Source organism: Desulfoferrobacter suflitae, assembly GCF_022603395.1.
Classification (GTDB): Bacteria; Desulfobacterota; Syntrophobacteria; order Syntrophobacterales; family Syntrophobacteraceae; genus Desulfoferrobacter; species Desulfoferrobacter suflitae.
The window spans coordinates 188,789-206,721 of record NZ_JAIBKA010000002.1 but is presented as its reverse complement, the minus strand read 5'-3'; the positions used below and the strand labels follow the sequence as shown (position 1 = coordinate 206,721).

10 protein-coding genes are annotated in these 17,933 nt (G+C 58.0%); 9 read left to right on the top strand and 1 reads right to left on the bottom strand.

Annotation, left to right across the window (positions count from 1 at the left end; genetic code table 11):
- The first annotated feature begins 630 nt into the window (after window positions 1-630).
- The 6 genes from K1V27_RS03800 to K1V27_RS03775 all read left to right on the top strand — a co-directional run bounded on the left by K1V27_RS03800 (window position 631) and on the right by K1V27_RS03775 (window position 13,640).
- Window positions 631-6,684, top strand: a complete 6,054-nt coding sequence (locus tag K1V27_RS03800) for an SdrD B-like domain-containing protein (protein WP_258928199.1) — start codon at window positions 631-633, stop codon at window positions 6,682-6,684.
- A 299-nt stretch (window positions 6,685-6,983) separates the two neighbouring features.
- Window positions 6,984-8,192 carry a multicopper oxidase domain-containing protein gene (locus tag K1V27_RS03795; RefSeq protein ID WP_258928198.1) on the top strand — a complete coding sequence of 403 codons (1,209 nt, stop codon included), beginning with the start codon at window positions 6,984-6,986 and terminating at the stop codon, window positions 8,190-8,192.
- A gap of 13 nt (window positions 8,193-8,205) precedes the next feature.
- Window positions 8,206-9,489, top strand: coding sequence for a multicopper oxidase domain-containing protein (locus tag K1V27_RS03790; RefSeq protein WP_258928197.1), 1,284 nt, complete (start codon window positions 8,206-8,208; stop codon window positions 9,487-9,489).
- Window positions 9,490-9,507: 18 nt separating this feature from the next.
- Window positions 9,508-10,566 (top strand): cupredoxin domain-containing protein, encoded by a 1,059-nt coding sequence (locus K1V27_RS03785; protein ID WP_258928196.1) that lies wholly within the window; start codon window positions 9,508-9,510, stop codon window positions 10,564-10,566.
- Window positions 10,567-10,857: 291 nt separating this feature from the next.
- Window positions 10,858-11,325 (top strand): hypothetical protein, encoded by a 468-nt coding sequence (locus tag K1V27_RS03780; RefSeq protein ID WP_258928195.1) that lies wholly within the window; start codon window positions 10,858-10,860, stop codon window positions 11,323-11,325.
- Window positions 11,326-11,516: 191 nt separating this feature from the next.
- The gene (locus K1V27_RS03775; protein ID WP_258928194.1) at window positions 11,517-13,640 is read left to right on the top strand and encodes a hypothetical protein; all 2,124 of its coding nucleotides are present in this window, start codon (window positions 11,517-11,519) and stop codon (window positions 13,638-13,640) included.
- Between the two features lie 473 nt (window positions 13,641-14,113).
- Here K1V27_RS03775 and K1V27_RS03770 read toward each other — a convergent pair whose 3' ends face one another.
- A complete protein-coding gene (locus tag K1V27_RS03770; protein WP_258928193.1) occupies window positions 14,114-14,515 on the bottom strand; it encodes a hypothetical protein in 402 nt (133 codons plus the stop codon).
- 6 nt (window positions 14,516-14,521) lie between these two features.
- On the opposite strand from K1V27_RS03770, the gene K1V27_RS03765 reads away from it, so the two are divergent.
- The 3 genes from K1V27_RS03765 (at window position 14,522) to K1V27_RS03755 (ending at window position 17,922) form a co-directional block, all read left to right on the top strand.
- Window positions 14,522-15,958 carry a S8 family serine peptidase gene (locus K1V27_RS03765; protein ID WP_258928192.1) on the top strand — a complete coding sequence of 479 codons (1,437 nt, stop codon included), beginning with the start codon at window positions 14,522-14,524 and terminating at the stop codon, window positions 15,956-15,958.
- A gap of 390 nt (window positions 15,959-16,348) precedes the next feature.
- Window positions 16,349-17,035 (top strand): nitrous oxide reductase accessory protein NosL, encoded by a 687-nt coding sequence (locus tag K1V27_RS03760; protein WP_258928191.1) that lies wholly within the window; start codon window positions 16,349-16,351, stop codon window positions 17,033-17,035.
- A 350-nt stretch (window positions 17,036-17,385) separates the two neighbouring features.
- The gene (locus tag K1V27_RS03755; protein ID WP_258928190.1) at window positions 17,386-17,922 is read left to right on the top strand and encodes a nitrous oxide reductase accessory protein NosL; all 537 of its coding nucleotides are present in this window, start codon (window positions 17,386-17,388) and stop codon (window positions 17,920-17,922) included.
- Window positions 17,923-17,933: the final 11 nt, after the last annotated feature.

Genomic DNA, 17,933 nt, shown 5'->3' with positions numbered 1-17,933 from the left:
CAAGCTGCTCATCAGGGCGGCAGCAATTCTATGCTGGTTAAGGGACCAAACATGTATTTTTTGCCCGCCGTCACTGCGGCACTACGCCAAACCCGTAGCCACTGATGATGTAGGATGGGTGGAGCGCAGCGAAACCCATCAACAAGGCCTGCAAATCAGGAAGCATCTATTATAGAAAAGATACATCGGGCGCTCACATGGGTCGGGTTGGAGGAAAGCCGAAAGCCGAAAAACCTGTGTTGCCAGTAGGGTATGTAGATGAAAAATACCGACTATTGCTAATTGAATATTTCACCTCTCTAAGTAGATTTATATTCGGGTGTTTCTTAACAAAGCGACATTGTCGAAAATGGGATAGGCAAAAACAAATAATCATTCTTATTGCTGATTATTGGCTCTCGGTTGGTTGGGCACCGCCTGTGCTCAGCCGTTTGTATTCAATCATGAACCTAACGAAATGAGAGACTCCTTGGCTTCATTGTCAGTCATCACAAGGAACAACATTTTTAGACCATATATTTAGACCATATATATTGAGGAAACGGTTTTACAGCAAATTATAGCAGTGGTGGCGCAACGTGGTTCTGAGTCACCCAGGGCACCGGCTACCGGTAACGATGAGGAGGAAACATGGGATCTTCAATGCGAAATGAGGCGGCCCGCAGGGCCGGCCGATACCCGAAATTGTTTTTTGTGGCGTTGTTCCTGGCAGCCGCTTTGTGTTTTGGGGCGCCGGACCTTCAGGCACTCACTTTGAACGTGGTCAACCCCAATGGGCAACCTGTCAGCAGTTACCAATGGGTCATCGAGGAAGATCAGACCTTTCATCCCATTCCGGGATTTGCCGACCCGGAGCCCATCGCTTTGAATTTTCACAAGAGTTACATGCCGGTCGTGGCGGTGGGAAACCAGGCGACGCCGTTGCCTCCGATGTGCACGGGTGCCGCCGGCGACCCCATCTGTCTTGACCCCGCCAAATATTACTACATTTCGGTATTGCCCGATTCGGGTTATACCAACGGCGGTGTGTCGGTCGCTCCCGGTCAGGCTACCGCCACGGCGATCGTCAACCAGCTGCCGCTGCCGACCGCGCAGATTTCCATTTTTGTCTTTGAGGACACTTACCCCATCAGTAACGCTCCCGACCTTCCCCAGGAGCTGGGCCTGCAGGGCTTCAAGGTGATCCTGGAAGAGGCGGGCGGCCGCTATGGGGCGAGCGGCGGCCAGGTGCTGCAGGATGCGTTCGGCAATCCATTGGGCACCACCTATAACCCCGACGGATCGATTATAACCGAGGGGACCGGCACCATCGAGACCGACGTCAACGGTCTTGCCTTGATCAAGTACCTCCCACCGGGCAAATACGGCGTGCGCGTCTCGCCACCGGCCGTCCCGCCTGGTCAGGCCCCCTGGATCCAGACCAGCACCATCGAGGGAAGCCGGGTGATCGATGCCTGGGTGAAAGCCAACGAGCCTCCCTATTTCACCGAATTCGGTCCCGCCGGGCACCATTGCGATTTCGGCTTTGTGCGCCAGATGAAGGACACCACGGTGCTCACGGGAGGCGCCACCATCACCGGCCAGGTGGTCAATACGCACATGTCCCGGCCGCCCGATTACACCTTCTGGGCCGGTCAGCCTTTTCCCGGCGCATGGGTTGGGCTGAACGACATGTCGGTGGGGCTCGGACGAGGCATCTATGCAGCTCCTTGCGGCGCCGACAGCACCTTCACCATTACCGATGTGCCTCCGGGAAACTACCAGTTGGTCATATTTGACGAAAATTTAAATATCATTTTTGCTTCTTTGGGTCTCACCGTAAATCCCGGCGACACGACGGTGACGTTGGGGCCGGTAGCGGTGTTTGACTGGTTCGCCCACCTCATCGGTACGGTATTCTACGACGCCAATCAAAACGGCTTCCAGGATCCGGGAGAGGGCGGCATTGGGGGTCAGGCGGTCAATATCCGCTGGCGGGACGGCTCCGTCTATCAATCGACGACAACCGATGACGGCGGGAATTACGCCCTCGACCAGGTTTTCCCCTTTTTCAACTGGCTGGTGGCGGAAGTCGATTTTCTCCGCTTCAAGGCGACCGGGGCCACTATTGTGGTGGATGCCGGCGGCGAGGTGCTGCCCGACAACAGCTGGACCTGGCCGTCCCGCAACCGCTTGACGCCGCAGCGGCAGCCGGAGAATTTCAACCGGCCCTATCGCACCGAGACCGGAGAAGTGCTCACCCAGGCCTTCCAGGCTTTTCTCGGGCAGACCAACGAGATCAACTGGGGCAAAGTGAACTATGGCCCCGGCGAGAACGGCGGCATATCGGGTATTGTGTTCTATGACACGACGCGGGCGGAAGATGATCCGCGCTTTAACGGAGGCGAAACCTGGCAGCCCGGAATTCCCAGGGCGCAGATGGTTCTTTATCGGGATTCCAACCTGGACGGCGTTATTGACGATCTCGACGGCAGCGGCGGTCCCACCGTGGCCGACGTGGACAACTACCCCTTCCAGTGGACGGGCCAGTTTGATACCACTCATCCCGACTACACGGGTGTTCCGGGGCCGGAAGACGTCGATCATCTTCTGAACGGAACTTTCGAGCCGGGGGATGCGATTCAGATCACCTGGACCGACAGTTGGGACGACAGCCTGCCCGAGGGCTGCCCCGGCGATGTCACCGATCCTTTCTATAATCTGGGCAAGTGCTATGACGGACTGCGCAACTTCAACCAGGTGCGGCCGGGCGTGTTCGACGGCGGCTATGCCTTTGGCTCCTACTTCCCCGGCGGCATGGCTTCCGGAAGCGACGAGGTAGACGGTCTCCCGACCGGCATGTACATCGTGCAGGCGGCGACTCCGCAAGGATACGAGCTGGTCAAAGAGGAGAGCAAGAACGTCGATTTCGGCGACTCCTACACCCCCAGTCCGCTGGCCCTGCCGCCCATATGCGTGGGCGACAACCACCTGGTGCCGCAATATTTGACGTTGTTTGCGAACAACCCTGAAGTGAGGGTGGAAGCCCCGTTTGCCGGTCAGATGAGGCCCCTTTGCGACCGCAAGCAGGTGCCCCTCGAGGAGAGTAGAAATGCGGCGGCGGACTTCTTCTTCTTCACTCCGGCCCCCGTTTCGGGCCACATCAAGGGCATGATTCTGAACGATTTGGCCAACGAGTTTGATCCCAACAACCCGACCTTCGGGGAAAAGCAGGCGCCGCGCTGGGTGCCGGTGTCGATCCGCGATTTCAACGGGGTGGAGATCAACCGGGTTTATTCCGACCAGTACGGCCAGTTCAACGCGCTGGTGCCTTCGACCTACACAACCAATATTCCCAGCCCCAGCGGCATGTCGCCCAATATGTTGATCACCTGTATGAACGATCCGGGGCCGGTGGTGGACACCAACCCCGCTTCGCTGACATTCGGGCAGATGATCACCGATCCGTACTACGACCGGCAGTACAGCACCTTCTGCTATACCTTCCAGTATATGCCGGGGGTGACCACCTATCTCGATACCCCGGTGCTGCCCATCGCGGCCTTTGCCGGGCCGAACCAGCTGCCGCTGGACTGCGAGCTGCCCAACGGCACCCCGATGATCAAACAGGCTTTCACCAACACCTGGATGGGGCCGTATGTGCAGAATCCCAACGACCAGTTGAGAATTCTATCGATGGGTGATACCGAGGTGAGCAACCCGGCCTACAATGAAACCCTCGGCACGCCGCAAACCATGCAGCGCGATTACGGATTTGGTGACACAGAGGGAACGGTGAGCATCGGCGGCGTGGTGGTGCCGGCGGCGAATGTGGTCTGGACCAACCTGGAGATCGACGTGACGGTGCCCAACACTATTCCTTCCGGGCAGCTGGTCATCACCCGGGCGGACAACGGCAGATCCACCCAGGTGGGTGTACATGTGACCATGGGTTGGGATTTCAACGGCGTGGTGCGCCGGGTGGATCCCCAACCCGGCCAGAATGTCATTCAAGGAGCCATTGACGGCGCCAGTCCAGGCGACCTCGTGCTGGTGACTCCGGGCATCTACAACGAATTGGTGGTGCTCTGGAAGGATGTGAAACTGCAGGGCGCCGGCGCGCCATCGACCATGATCAACGCCGTCAAGGCGCCGGGCGAAAAGCTGCAGGCGTGGAGGGATAAAATCACCAATCTGGTCAACCTGGGGAATGTGGACCTGCTGCCCAATCAGACCATTGATTTCGATCCGGTCAACAATGAACCGGGACTTTTGAATGACGCGGAGGGACCGGGTGTTATGGTGATGGCGCCGGACATTACCCGTCCGAACGCCTGGAAAGCCGGTCCCAATGCCCGCATCGACGGCTTCACCATCACCGGCTCGGATATCGGCGGGGCCATCACGGTGAACGGCTATGCTCAATATCTGGAAATCAGCAACAACAAGCTGGTGGGCAACCACGGTATTCACGGCGGCGGCATTCGGCTCGGTCATCCGATGATCGGCGATCAACTGATCGATTCCCACAATGATTTCATCAATATCCACCACAACCACATCACCCAGAACGGCACCACCACCGATGGAGCCGGCGGGGTTGCCGTGTACAAGGGATGTGACGGCTACGTCATCGATCAAAACTACATCTGCGGCAACTTCACCACCGGTTCGGGCGGCGGTATCGGCCATCTGGGATTGAGCGATAATGGAATGATCACCAATAACAAGATCCTCTTCAACCAGTCCTTTGTGCAGCTGGGCTCCAATGCCGGCGGCGGCATCGCCATCGAAGGCAGTCCGCAGCCGGTGATCGTCGGCGGCCCGACCGAAGGCTCCGGGTCGGTGAGCATACTGGCCAACCTGATCCAGGGAAACCTGGCTTCCTCGGGAGACGGCGGCGGCATCCGGCTGGCCCTCATCAACGGGCTGGATGTGCAGAACAACCCTGACAATGTCGAGCCTGCCCAGCCGACCGATCCGCCCCAGTGGCACGCCATCGACATCATCAACAACATGATTGTGAACAATGTCTCGGGTCTTGCCGGCGGCGGCATTTCATTGCAGGATGCGGTGCAGGTCAAGATCATCTACAACACCGTCGCCAACAACGACAGCACCGCCACTGCGGGGGAAGCCTTCACCCCGGGAAATCCCATCGGCGTCTCCAGCCAGCAGCCGGCGGGCATCATTTCGCGAGCCCACAGCAGCGATCTGGCGGCAATCCTGCCGCCCGGTCAGGCGGGTTACTCCAACCCGGAACTGGTCAACAACATCATCTGGCACAACCGCTCCTTTTACTGGGACGTGACCGCCAACGGCGGCATCGGGGGGCTGCTGCCCACCACCCCGGATTATTGGGACCTGGCGGTGCTCGGCATTACCGGCAATCTGAACCCCCGCTATTGCGTGCTGACGGCGGCCTACCCGGGAGGATCGAACAATATCATCGGTTCGCCTCTGTTCGTGGACCCCTACGTCAACAACGGTTCAGGGCAGCTGCTCGTTCCTGAAAACACCACGCCCCTCAACACGGCTGCGGCCATCGACGAAGGCGGCAACTTCATCGATGTCCGGTTTGGACCCCTCACCCCCATCGGCGATTACCATCTGCAGGACGGATCCGTTGGCATTGGAAACGCTCTGAGCAATGTGCAAGACCGCTTTGGGTCCAATATAAACGTCGATTACGACAATGATTCCAGGGCGTCGGATAGAGGCGCCGATGAGTACACCAATCAACCCAATGCCACCGGTGTGAGTGTCACCTGGGCGACCACCGGCGGCAGCCCGGCGGGAACTCCGGCCGGAACCCCGGTGCAGTTCACCGCGGGAGGCCAGGGGCCGACGGGGAGATTTGAGTATCAGTTCTATTTGTGCAACGCGGATGGCTCAGTATGTAACCCGGTGCAGACCTGGTCGACCCTGGACACCTGGGTTTGGGCGACGACGCTGGCGGATTTGGGAACCCATCAGGTGAGAGTCGACGTCCGTTCGGCCGGAGACAATACGGTGGTATCGTCCACGCCCCTCAGCTACATTATCACCAACCCGGGCCAGCCGGTCGTTTCCATGACATCCAATTTGACCAGTCCGCAGTATGTCGGCACGGTCATTGCCTTCATTGCGCAGTCATCGGGCGGCAGCGGACAGGTGGAATTTCAGTTCTCACGTATGGGTCCGGGAACGGGAGGCACCTGGCAAATCGTTCAGCCGTTTGCGCTGAACAGCACTATCTGGTACTGGAACGCTCCTCTGAATACCCAAGTCGGCACCTCGTTGATCAAGGTGGAAGTGAGGAACGTGGGCGAGACCCCGGCGGTGCCCAATTCGGCGACCATGAGGTATGCCATCCAGCGCAGCACCGATGCGCTCAGGCTGACCAACAGTGCGCCGCCGCATCTGCCCGGAAAGCTCATCACCTTCACGGCAACGGGCTACCTGGGCAGCGGCAATCTGCAGTATGAGTTTGCCTGGAGAGCCGGGGGCAGCGCCACCTGGACCATCGCACGGCCGTTTGCGGCGGGTGCCGACTGGACCTGGGACACCACCGGGCTCAATGTCGGCTCCTACGAAATCCGCGTGCGCGTCCTGAACGTCGGCACCCAGGCCACCACCGGGTACGATGCCGAGTACATCAAGGCGTTTGTGCTCAGGTCGCCCGGCGGCAGCCTGGCTCCCGTCTACAATCTGCTGTTCGATTAAACATCCGTTCCGCCCCCCTGATCAGGGGGGCGGAACAGTTAGAGCTACAGAACCGTGAAAGAACCAAAAGCCATTGAAAATATTCGGTTGACCTGCTGCATGCATCAAGGGCGGGTCGGTGTTTGTAGGTCGGGGTGTGCGCAGCACTCCCTGACGGACCGTGTGTGGCAGGCAGCTCCCGCCGGTCGCAACCCGACCTGCACCAGGAACTCGCTGCACGCATCGTTAAAAGCCGATCAATCCAATAAAGTTATGAGGTTTACATACCATTCCAAGGATCGAATGAGAGGAGGGTTCCAATGAGGTCAAAGGCAAGAGGCAAATGGACTTGTCTCGTATCGATCGTGCCGATTCTGCTCCTGCTTCTGGCGGCAGGTCCGGCGCGTGCGGTCTTGACGCAGTGTCCGCCGGGGGCGACCTGGATCAGCCCGGGTCAGGCGGGAACCGGCAACGTCGTTTGCATGCACATTACCGGCGGCGACGGTTTCACCTACATGGGCGACGGCTACGAGCAGTATCTGCTGAGCTTCGGGCATGTGACGCCGGGTGTGCCGGATGCGCAGGTGTTGGCCAATTATACGCTCAAGGCAACATTTCCGGCCCCGACCATAGTCCTGAAAGAGGGCCAGGAACTGTACCTGACCATGACCAATGTGGGGATGACCATGCGGCCCGACCTGTTCGATCCCCACTCGGTTCACTGGCATGGATTCAAGAACGCCGCGCCCATCTTCGACGGATTGCCGGAGCCCTCCCCCACCGCCAACATGGGGGCCAGCTTCACGTACTACTACAAGGCGAGGCATCCCGGCACCTTTTTCTATCATTGCCACGTGGAGGCCGCCGAGCACATGCAGATGGGCATGATCGGCAATCTGTGGGTGCTGCCGGCGCAAAATGAATTGCCGGACAGCACTGTGTTCCCCAACGGCTTCATCCACATCCAGGGCAATAAGTACGCCTATAACGACGGGGACGGCTCCACCTATTACGACCGTGAATTTGCCGTGCAGCTGACCGGTTTTGACCCGGCCTTTCATGACGCCTCCCTTTTTGTTCAACCGCTTCCCTTTGCCGCCATGGAAGACAAGTATCCCATGATCAATGGGCGGGGATACCCGGACACGATCAATCCCAATCCGATACTCAACCGGGATGGCTTTGCGGCGCAGCCGATGCACGCGAGAATTTCGGCCAATGCGGGGGAAAAGATCCTGCTGCGGGTGTCCAACATCTCCACCACCGATTTTTTCACCATCACCACCACGCTGGGGGTTCCCATGAAGGTGGTGGGAAATGGAGCACAGATATTGCGCTCGCCAACCGGCCAGGATCTCAGTTACGAGACCTTCATCTTGAATACCGCCGGCGGTGAGCACTATGACGTCATCCTGAATACCGCCGGTGTCCCCCAAGGGACCTATTTTCTGTATACCACGGACCTCAAATTTCTCAGCAATAACCAGCAGGAACGCGGTGGTCTCATGACTGAAATCGTGATCAACTGAAAGGGGGTTCGCAATGGCAAAATATCTGAAGATTGAAATACCAGGGACCCTGCTTGCCGCCGCTGTCCTGCTTTTGATGGTCGTGGGGATTGCGGGGAACGCAGCGGCGACGATCGTGGGGGAAACCGGCACCAGCTTCAACCTGGTGGCACGAACCGGCAACATCATCACCTCGGACGGGGACAGCTTTCTCATGTGGGGGTATGGTCTGGAAAGCGGCACATCCATGCAGTATCCGGGACCGACCCTGATCCTGCAGGAGGGCCAGACCATCACCGTAACCTTAAAAAATGAACTGCCGGCCGCCGCCGGCAATGTTTCCATTGTGTTTCCGGGTCAGATCGTGACCGCCAGCGGAGGTGCACAGGGGCTGCTCACGCGCGAAGCGGTCCCGGGTTCCGCCAATGCGGTGACTTACACCTTTGTGGCCAAAGAGCCCGGAACCTACATGTATCACAGCGGCACCAGGCCTGATTTGCAGGTGGAAATGGGACTGGTGGGGGCCATCATCATCCGCCCCAAGCTGGGAGCCAAGTATGCTTACAACCATGCCAACACCCGTTTCGACCGCGAGTTTCTCTATCTGCTGACGGAAATGGACCCGCGCATTCATCGCGCCATTGCCTTCGGCCAATACAACCTGGTGGATACGAGCAATTACTTTGCGACCAACTGGTTCATCAACGGCCGAAATTTCCCTGACGTGATGCAGGCAAACTACGTTGCCACGTTGCCCAATCAGCCATACAACTGCCAGCCGCGCATGCTTCCGGGAGAAACGGTGCTGCTGCGCTTCATCGGCGGGGGGCGCGACCCGCACCCCATGCACGAGCACGGCAATGACTTTTCCGTTCTCGCCGTCGACGGCAGAATGCTGCAGAGTGCTCCGGGGAAAGGGGCGGACCTCGCGTGGATGGCCAACACCATACGGGTGCTGCCCGGCCAGACGGTGGACGTCACCTGGACCTGGACCGGTGCCGGGATCGGCTGGGATATTTACGGCCATCTGCCCGGTCAGCAACTGGCGCCGGGGGAAGATCCCGCCGATCATGCCAAGCCCTTCCCGGTGGTCATCCCGCCGCGTGACGAGCTGACCTTCGGCCAGTTCTATTCAGGCAGCCCGTTCCTGGGCGGCATGGGGGAACTGCCAACGGGCCATCCCGGTTTCAACGCATACGGCGGCTTTTTCTACATGTGGCATTCCCATACGGAAAAAGAATTAACCAGCAACGATATCTGGCCCGGAGGCCTGGTTTCCTTCATGATCGTGGAGCCTCCCGGAACGCCGATTCCATAGAAGAAAGGGGGGTTGCGCATGTTGAAGATAAAATGCTTAGTGGCAGGCTTTATGGCGGCGGCGTTGTGTCTGGTCTTGGTCGGAACGTCGTCGGCAGTGGTTTATAATCTCAGGGCGGAAGCGACCACGGTGACCATGCCGGACGGGACCGTTATCCCGGTTTGGGGCTACGCCCTGGATTCCGCTCCGGGAGCCGGCGACGGTCAGATCATGGTGCCGGGGCCGCTGTTGACGGTCCCTTTGGACGAGACGGACACCACCCTGACCATCAACTTGACCAACAAGCTGCCGCGGCCGACATCCATCGACATCGTCGGCCAGGTGATGACGAACAACCTGGGGCCGGTCTGGACCGACGGGCTGAGCGACAGTGTGATCTCATCGGGATTCCGCCCGCCGGACAACTACACAGCACGGATGCGATCCTTTGCTCATGAGACGTCGCCTAACGGCACCCAGACCTATGAATGGACCAATGTTCGACCGGGAAGCTACATCTACAAGAGCGGCACCAATCCGGCCATGCAGGTGGCCATGGGGCTTTACGGCGGGCTGATCGGCGGGTCCCGCTATTCCAAGGAAGTCATCCTGTTCTTCAGTGAAATCGACCCGGTCATCAACAATGCCGTGGCCAACGGCAACTACGGACCGGGGCTGCCGGTGTCGAGCCTGATCGACTATCACCCGAAATACTTTTTGATCAACGGCAAGGCTTATCCCGCCCTGCAGCCTCTCATTGCGGGGCATGCCAATCAGAACATCCTGCTGAGGTTCTTCAATGCCGGGCTGGAAACCCATGTGCCGACGCTTCTGAACATGCCGCACATGTCCATTGTGGCCGAAGACGGCATCCGCTTTCGCTATCCCAAAAGGCAGGTGACCATCGAACTGGTCGCCGGCAAGACGGTGGATGCGGTCCTGCAGCAGCCGCATGCGCAGGGGCAGTTCTCCCTGTATGACCGGCGGCTCAATCTGACCAATGCCGGCTCGGCGACTCCCGGCGGTATGCTCACTGCGCTGCAGATCCAGGAGCCGCTGGTGCTGGTGCCGACCTACCAGCTGTTGCTGCTGGATTGATGCCGGAGGGCGAAGGACCAAGATTTCTGATGGGTTTCGTCGCGTAGACCGCGGGACGAAGCTCCTCCAGCGATATCGCTTGCTCTCCTCCGTGGATCGAGAGTAGGATGGGTGAAGTCACGCGCTCCGCGTGACGGAGCCCATCGCCGGTTCGCGGCAGGAAGGTGAGCCTTGCCCTTCACCACATATAAGTCTGGGACCGGTTCATGTCTCTGTATGGAACCAGGCTGGTATTGAAACAGCTCCGTGAACCGAATAGGAAGGAATCAATAAAGAAAGTTTCGATTGGAAATGTCTCAGCATCAGCACATCATTCGAATCGTCAGGACAACCCCGTTTTGTTTGGGTTTAACCATTCTATTCATTGTACTCTTTACCCAATTGAGCTGCACCTCCGATTCCGGTTCAAAATCCGAATCAGCCAGGGCTGCCGCGCAACAGTACGGCATCCGGGTGGAAAGCGTCAGTCTCACCGCCGCGGGGCATTTCATCGATTTTCGCTACCGCGTGCTGGATCCCGAAAAAGCGGCGGCACTCCTGGATCGCAACAAGAGTGCTGTGCTTATCGATCAGGCCAGTAAGGCGGAACTGCCGGTTCCCATCACCAAATTGGGTCCCATCCGACAAACCACGCGCAAGCCTGAGAAGGACCGGGTCTATTTTTTGTTGTTCACCAATGCAGGTAATCTTGTGAAATCCGGAAGCAGAGTGAACGTGCGCATCGGCGAATTCCAAGCAGAAAACATCGTCGTTCAGTAATCGCCCGCCGTTCCACTTCTCCCCCCCTGGCGCAAGCGAGCATGGCTCTTCAGTAGACTCGAGCAAACCGTGCCGGCAGTCGATGCAAAAGTGCTGAGGCTGTGGGTACGAACCAAGTGAATGGAAAATCACTGACTTTGTTTATTGTCTTGGTAACGTGCTGACTTGACTGTAAAAGGAGGAGGAACGTCATGAGGCCCAAGTCGATTCTATTTACGTTCATGTTTCTGTTTGCCCTGCTTTCGGCGAGCAATGCTTTCACGCCGCTCCCGGTAGCGGATGATCCCCTGGTCCGGATGCCGGGAAGCCAGCCCGATCAGGGCATAGTGCTGCAGAATCCGCGCGATTGCATGAACTGCCACGGCGAGGATCCGACGGCCCCGGGACCTGACGGCCCGATTACTGTGGTTCCGGGGTTCACCTGGTCGGGATCGATGATGGCCCAGGCGGGGCGTGACCCGATTTTCTGGGCGTGCATGGCGGTGGCCGGCCAGGACTCGGTTTGGGCCCTCGGCAATCCCAATGCGGTGGACATCTGCGAACGCTGCCATTTCCCCGCCGGATGGCTGGGAGGACGGTCCGATCCGCCCAATGCCAGCCGTATCGGAAAACCCGCTCTGTCGTTTGAGGACGATTTCGACGGCGTTCACTGCGAAGCCTGCCACCGCATGTGGGACCCCTTCTTTGAGCTCACTTTTGCCGGTTCCAGGGAAGGAAGCGACTGGGAAGGCTACTGGGATGAGTTTGGAAACTGGGGGATCTACAGCAACACCGACTCCCAGAGAGCGGCTGCCTTCACGCGCGAAGAAGACCGCACTTTGTCCCTGGATATCAAGTTCTTTTCTCAAGGTGAGCTCATCCCGCGCAATTTCTTTTCCAACTATCTGCCGTACTATGGGGATTACAACGAAAACGGCGCAGGCCAATACTTTGTGAGCGACGACAACGGCTTCGCCAAGAAAAGGGCCAGCTTTGCCGACACCCGCGAATCCGATCACACCGTCCTGTACAGCCGCTATCATAAGTCCAAATATTTCTGCTCCACCTGCCACGATGTTTCCAACCCGGCCCTGGCCAACGCCTGTGAGACCCTCAACGCATCGTTCCCCTCTCTGGAATGCCTGCCCGATCGCTCCGGGGGCAAGGACCTCATTACCGAACAGTATGCCGCCCATCGCTACTTTCATGTCGAGCGAACCTTCTCGGAATTTATTTTGTCGGGTTACGGGAAGCAGGGGGGCGCCGCCACCAATCCGGAGTTTCGTACGGCCACAGGAATTTCGTCGGCGGCAAAATGCCAGGATTGTCACCTGCCGGATGTGGTGGGGAAGGGTTGTGAAGAAACCGGCGCTCTGCTGCGACCTGACGAGAGCACGGAGCATCCCAAGTCAGGGGCGCCGCTGCACGACATGCAGGGAGGCAACCTGTGGATCACTCATATTCTGGGAAGCCTGGATGATGACTACCCCGCCACTTTTGATGAAACCAACCACAACCTGCTCGTGCCGGCGGATATCAGCAACCTGACGCTGGATATGGAAGCCGGCATCACCCCGACAGACAACGGCGACGCCCTGCTGGCTGCTTCCACCAGGGCCGGCAATCAGCTGACCTGGGCGGCCACCATCAAGAATGCCGTATATAATCCAATCAACGGCAGCCTCACCTTTCGCATTCAAAACAACACGGGCCACAAGCTGATTTCGGGGTTTCCCGAAGGGCGGCGCATGTTCGTCAATATCAAGGCCTTTGATTCTCTGGATAATTTGATTTATGAAATAAATCCATATGATTACGGCAATGGGACACTAAAAGGATTCCCATCCGCCGATCCTGTCGGGGCCAATGAAAGCTATGTGGACGCCCTTGTCTACGAAGTTCACCCCAAGAGCGATCTGACCGGGGAGAACGAAACGTTTCACTTTGTGCTGGCCACCGGCCGTTACAAGGACAACCGCATCCCGCCCAAAGGGTTTGACATCGCCAATGCCGCCACCCGGCTGATCGATCCGGTGGACCACGGGGTTTCCGCCCCCAATTATTTCACCGAAGCCGAATACGCCGGCGGCTATGACGATGTCAGCCTCAGAAACATCCTCCCCAAAGGCGCGGCTAAAGTCGAGATACTGCTGTATTACCAGGGGACTTCGCGGGAATACGTGGAATTTCTGCGGGATGAGATCAATGGAACCGCCACAACCCTCTCCCGTTCAACGCCGTTCAAACCCGAAGGGGATCCGGGTGCCTATATTGTTCAAACGGACCCGTTTTTCGAAGGTCTCAAGGGTTGGGGGAACACCATCTGGAATCTGTGACACCACAATCATGGTCTGGACGGCAGCGGCGCTTCGGTGCCGGGCATCGTGCCCTTCGAGATGACCAGCGCCACAGCGGCAGAGGGCAACACCGTCCTGTCCCCCATGTATCTGTTGTTGATCTTGTAAAGTTGTAACGAACTTGGGCAGAAACCACCATTTTATTGTGGCGGGGAAATAACCCCCGCCTTTTTTTGTTGTGGGCAAAGGGTTGGGGGCAGAAGCGGGTTTGTCAGAGGGTGCCGCGCACACCCTGACCTACAGCTGCAGATACGCAAGAGGATGCGTGTCTATCTCACGATGCGATCGCAGATTCTGCAGCCGTTCACCCTACAGCCCTTCATGAACCACAAAGGCGCAAAGAACGCCAAGGTCGCAAAGGTTGCGTGCTTCGCGTCCTGGCGGTGAACGATTACCAGATTTTTGGAGGTGGTCTTGCAGATTCTAAGGGTATAGGGCCGCAGGCGCGCCCGCTACTTGCCGTCTTCGCAGCGTTTGGTCCCCAGTTCTTCCAGGGTCCTGAGGTTTCGGATAATGCCCTCATGGAACCCTTTTTTTTCCAGCAGTTCCGCGGGACATTCCTGGCGGCAGGTCGTAACGATTTCCATGAATCTTTTGGCGTAAAGGGCTGTCCGACAGCTGTCGCCCTGGATAGAATAAAACCTCGCGCTGCGAAAGTGATCCAGGAGGAGCTCGATTTGCTCTTCACAGAATTCTTTTTGCTGTTGATCTTTCCAGACAATCCCCTGTGGAGGCAGCGTCAGCGGCTCATGGGACAAATCCTCCGCAAGCGCGGCGGCGGGCGCGAGCAGGAAAGCGCACAGCAGGCTCAATTGAATGATCTTTTCCAGTTTCATGACAACAAGATAGCACAAAACCACATGCCGGGGAAAAAAGATTTGTGCAAGAAGTTCGGCAGACTGATCATCATTCTGTGGCTGCCGCTGTGGCTGGGTATCGCAGCGGGCGGAGCGAGCGCACAGGCCGGTACGGTTGACCCCGAACTGCAGAAAATGCTGGATGTTCTGGGGCCGAACGACGAACTTCCGGTGATCGTAAAGGTTGCGGACGATGTGGGATCTCGCCTCGGACCCTTGCTCAAACTGCGGCGCGCAGAGATGATCCAGGGTTTGAAGGAGAGGGCCGAGCGAAGCCAGAAGGACTTCCGGGCGTTTGTGCAGCGTTCGGGCGTTAAAAAACTCAGGACCCTTTGGCTGGTCAACAGTTTGAGCTTTACCGTCAAGGCCGGGCTCATTCCCGTCATTGCCCGTTACCCGAAGGTTGACGCCATCCTTTTGGATGAGACGATCCGGGTGCCGGAGACCACTTTTTCGTCCGCTTCCGCCGTGGAATGGAACATCGAATTGACCGGGGCCCCCGCTGTCTGGTCCCTGGGCTACAGCGGCGAGGGGGTTGTGGTGGCCGGCATGGACACGGGTGTGGATGTGGATCACCCGGACTTGACCGATCGCTGGCGCGGCGGGACCAACAGCTGGTATGATCCCAATGAAGAGCGTGTGGATCGTCCCTATGATGCCGACGGGCATGGAACTCAAGTGATGGGCCTGCTGGTGGGGGGTGATGCCGGAGGGTCGTCCATAGGGATGGCTCCGGGAGCCCGGTGGATTGCGGTAAAAATCTTCAATGACGCGGGAGAGGCGTCGGATAGCGCGATCCACCTCGGTTTTCAGTGGCTGCTCGATCCGGACGGCGATCCTTTGACCGACGACGCCCCGCACGTCGTCAACAACTCCTGGGGACTGGATAGATTGGCCGGCCAGTGCGAGCCGAAATTTCAAGAAGACGTGCAGCTGCTGAAAGCTGCGGGCATCGGCGTTGTGTTTGCCGCGGGCAACGCGGGGCCGACCAGTGCGAGCAGCGTCAGCCCCGCCAACTATCCCGAAAGTCTGGCGGTGGGAGCCATTGACAACGCCCTGGTGATCGCACTTTCCAGCAGCCGCGGCCCGTCCGCCTGCGATGAACCCGTTTTCCCGCAGTTGGTGGCTCCCGGAGTAATGGTCAGGACTTCATACCTTACTAATGGGGGTAATGAGCCGAACTCGTACACTACGGCTACGGGAACTTCCTTCGCCGCTCCGCACGTCACGGGGGCGCTGGCGCTGCTGAAGAGCGCATTTCCCGAGGCCGCAATGGCCGACCTGGAAGCGGTCCTCATCGAAACCGCGCGGGATCTGGGGACGAAAGGGCCGGATAACGACTACGGCTACGGGTTGATCGATGTGTATGAGGCCTTCTACCGCATGAGGGGCGACCGCGGCTTGACGGCGGCGCTGTACCTGTTGCTGCTGAGCGATTAGCTGCAGTGTTTAAGCAAATGTTCCGGCTTTGTCATCCATGGCCGTTATGGCAGGGGGCTCATGCGTCTCCGCAGGTTGACAGTGCGTTTGGGCAATGCTTAATACAGAACGCGTAGGTTGGGTAGAGCGCAGCGAAACCCAACAACCACGCCAGTCCGCCCAGTCCATGTCGGGTTTCGTCCCGCGTACCGCGTGGCTCTACCCAACCTACGGAATTCGGCCACTGGATTGGGTAGAGCGCAACGACGCCTATCAGTGACCGCGGGCATAGAAATGCAAGTTTCTCTCCTTAACAAATATGATTGTCAGCTGGAGGAAAAGGGTTGGGGTGGGGGCGCATTCACCTCGATGATCCGGGAAATTAAATGCAAGGGAAAGGTGAGGGTGATCATGCCGATGGAAAGAGCAACGATTTATAGCGTATTGGGAGTGCCATTCGTGTTCATCTGCTGCTTCGGGCTTCTTGTCGTCACTGCGTCGGCGGATACTGCGACTGCCGGTTCCGAGGCCGCCCTGGAGCAGCAGCTCAAGAGCATCGAGCAAACCCTCCAGGCCCAGAGGGACGTATGTCTGGAGCACTGCGGAACCAGTGAGGCGTGTGTGGAAAAGTGCGAGCGGGCTTACAGGCAGAGGTATGAAAATCAGACGGCACACCTGGTGCAAAAATCCACACCGCCGCAAAAACCAACGGAGCAGGACAAATGCCCGGTGTGTGGCATGTTCGTGAGCAAATACCCGGACTGGCTCGGACAGATCCTGTTCAAAGATGAGACCGTGGCTTACTTTGATGGCGCCAAGGATCTTTTCAAGTATTATTTTGATCTCAAAAAATATAACCCGCAGAAAAAACCCTCGGATATCGCGGCGATTTATGTGACCGAATACTACAATCTCAAGTCGATCGACGCCTGCAAGGCCTATTACGTGATCGGCAGCGATGTCTATGGTCCCATGGGCAGGGAGCTCATCCCGTTCGAGAAGCGAGAGGATGCCGAAGAGTTCATGCAGGACCATAAAGGCAAAGCCGTGGTTGAATTTCAAGCAATCAATCCGGCTCTCATCGCGACTCTTGATTAGCAGCCTGCCCGGGAACGGAAAACTCCTCTCCCTCATTGGACGGCCCGGTTACCTACCCCCTCCCCCCCGACCCTCTCCTTCTGCCGCGCGGGGGGAGGGGGGGCGTCCCCCGAGTACTGCGGGACCATGTGTGAGTAATTGTCAGCCGGCGGGGGGAGAGGGAATGTGGCTCGCGGGGCTGTGTGCGGGTAACCGGCAGCTCAAGGGAGGCGGAGCTCGAATCATTTCCGATAAATTTTTTTGTTTCGATGGAAGTATGTGCTAATCTCAGGGGAAAGTTTGCGCCGTCTGAGGGGCGCAGGCGTGCTGGGGTGGTCTCATCAGTTATCACACTACATGGAGGAGCCTGTATGAAAGCTATCACAAGTGGTTGGATGAAAGGGTGTATTTTCCTGATGATTTTCGCGTTCGGCGTCACCGGCCCGGTGGTCTTTGATGCAGCCAAAGCATCCGCGGCCCAGGGACAAGACATCAGTTGCAGGTATTGCGGAATGATGAAGGCCAAGTTCGGCTACTCCTGGATGGTGATCGATTACAATGACGGCACCCAATCGGAGGTTTGCTCCATCCACTGCGCGGCTCTGGACATGGCGCTCAACACCGGCAAGACCCCGAAGGCCATTGCGGTTGGGGACTACAACACACAGGAGCCCATCGATGCGGAAAAAGCCTACTGGGTGATCGGCGGCAACAAGCCGGGAGTGATGACGGCAAGGGCCAAATGGGCCTTTGCCGGCAAAGAGGCGGCCGATAAATTTATCAACGAGCACGGCGGCGAGCTCGCAACTTTCGACGACGCCGTCAAGGCCTCCTTCGAGGACATGTATCAGGACACCCTCATGATTCGCAAGAAAAAGGCAGCCATGCAAAAGAAGATGGGGAGTTAGCGCCTCCGGCA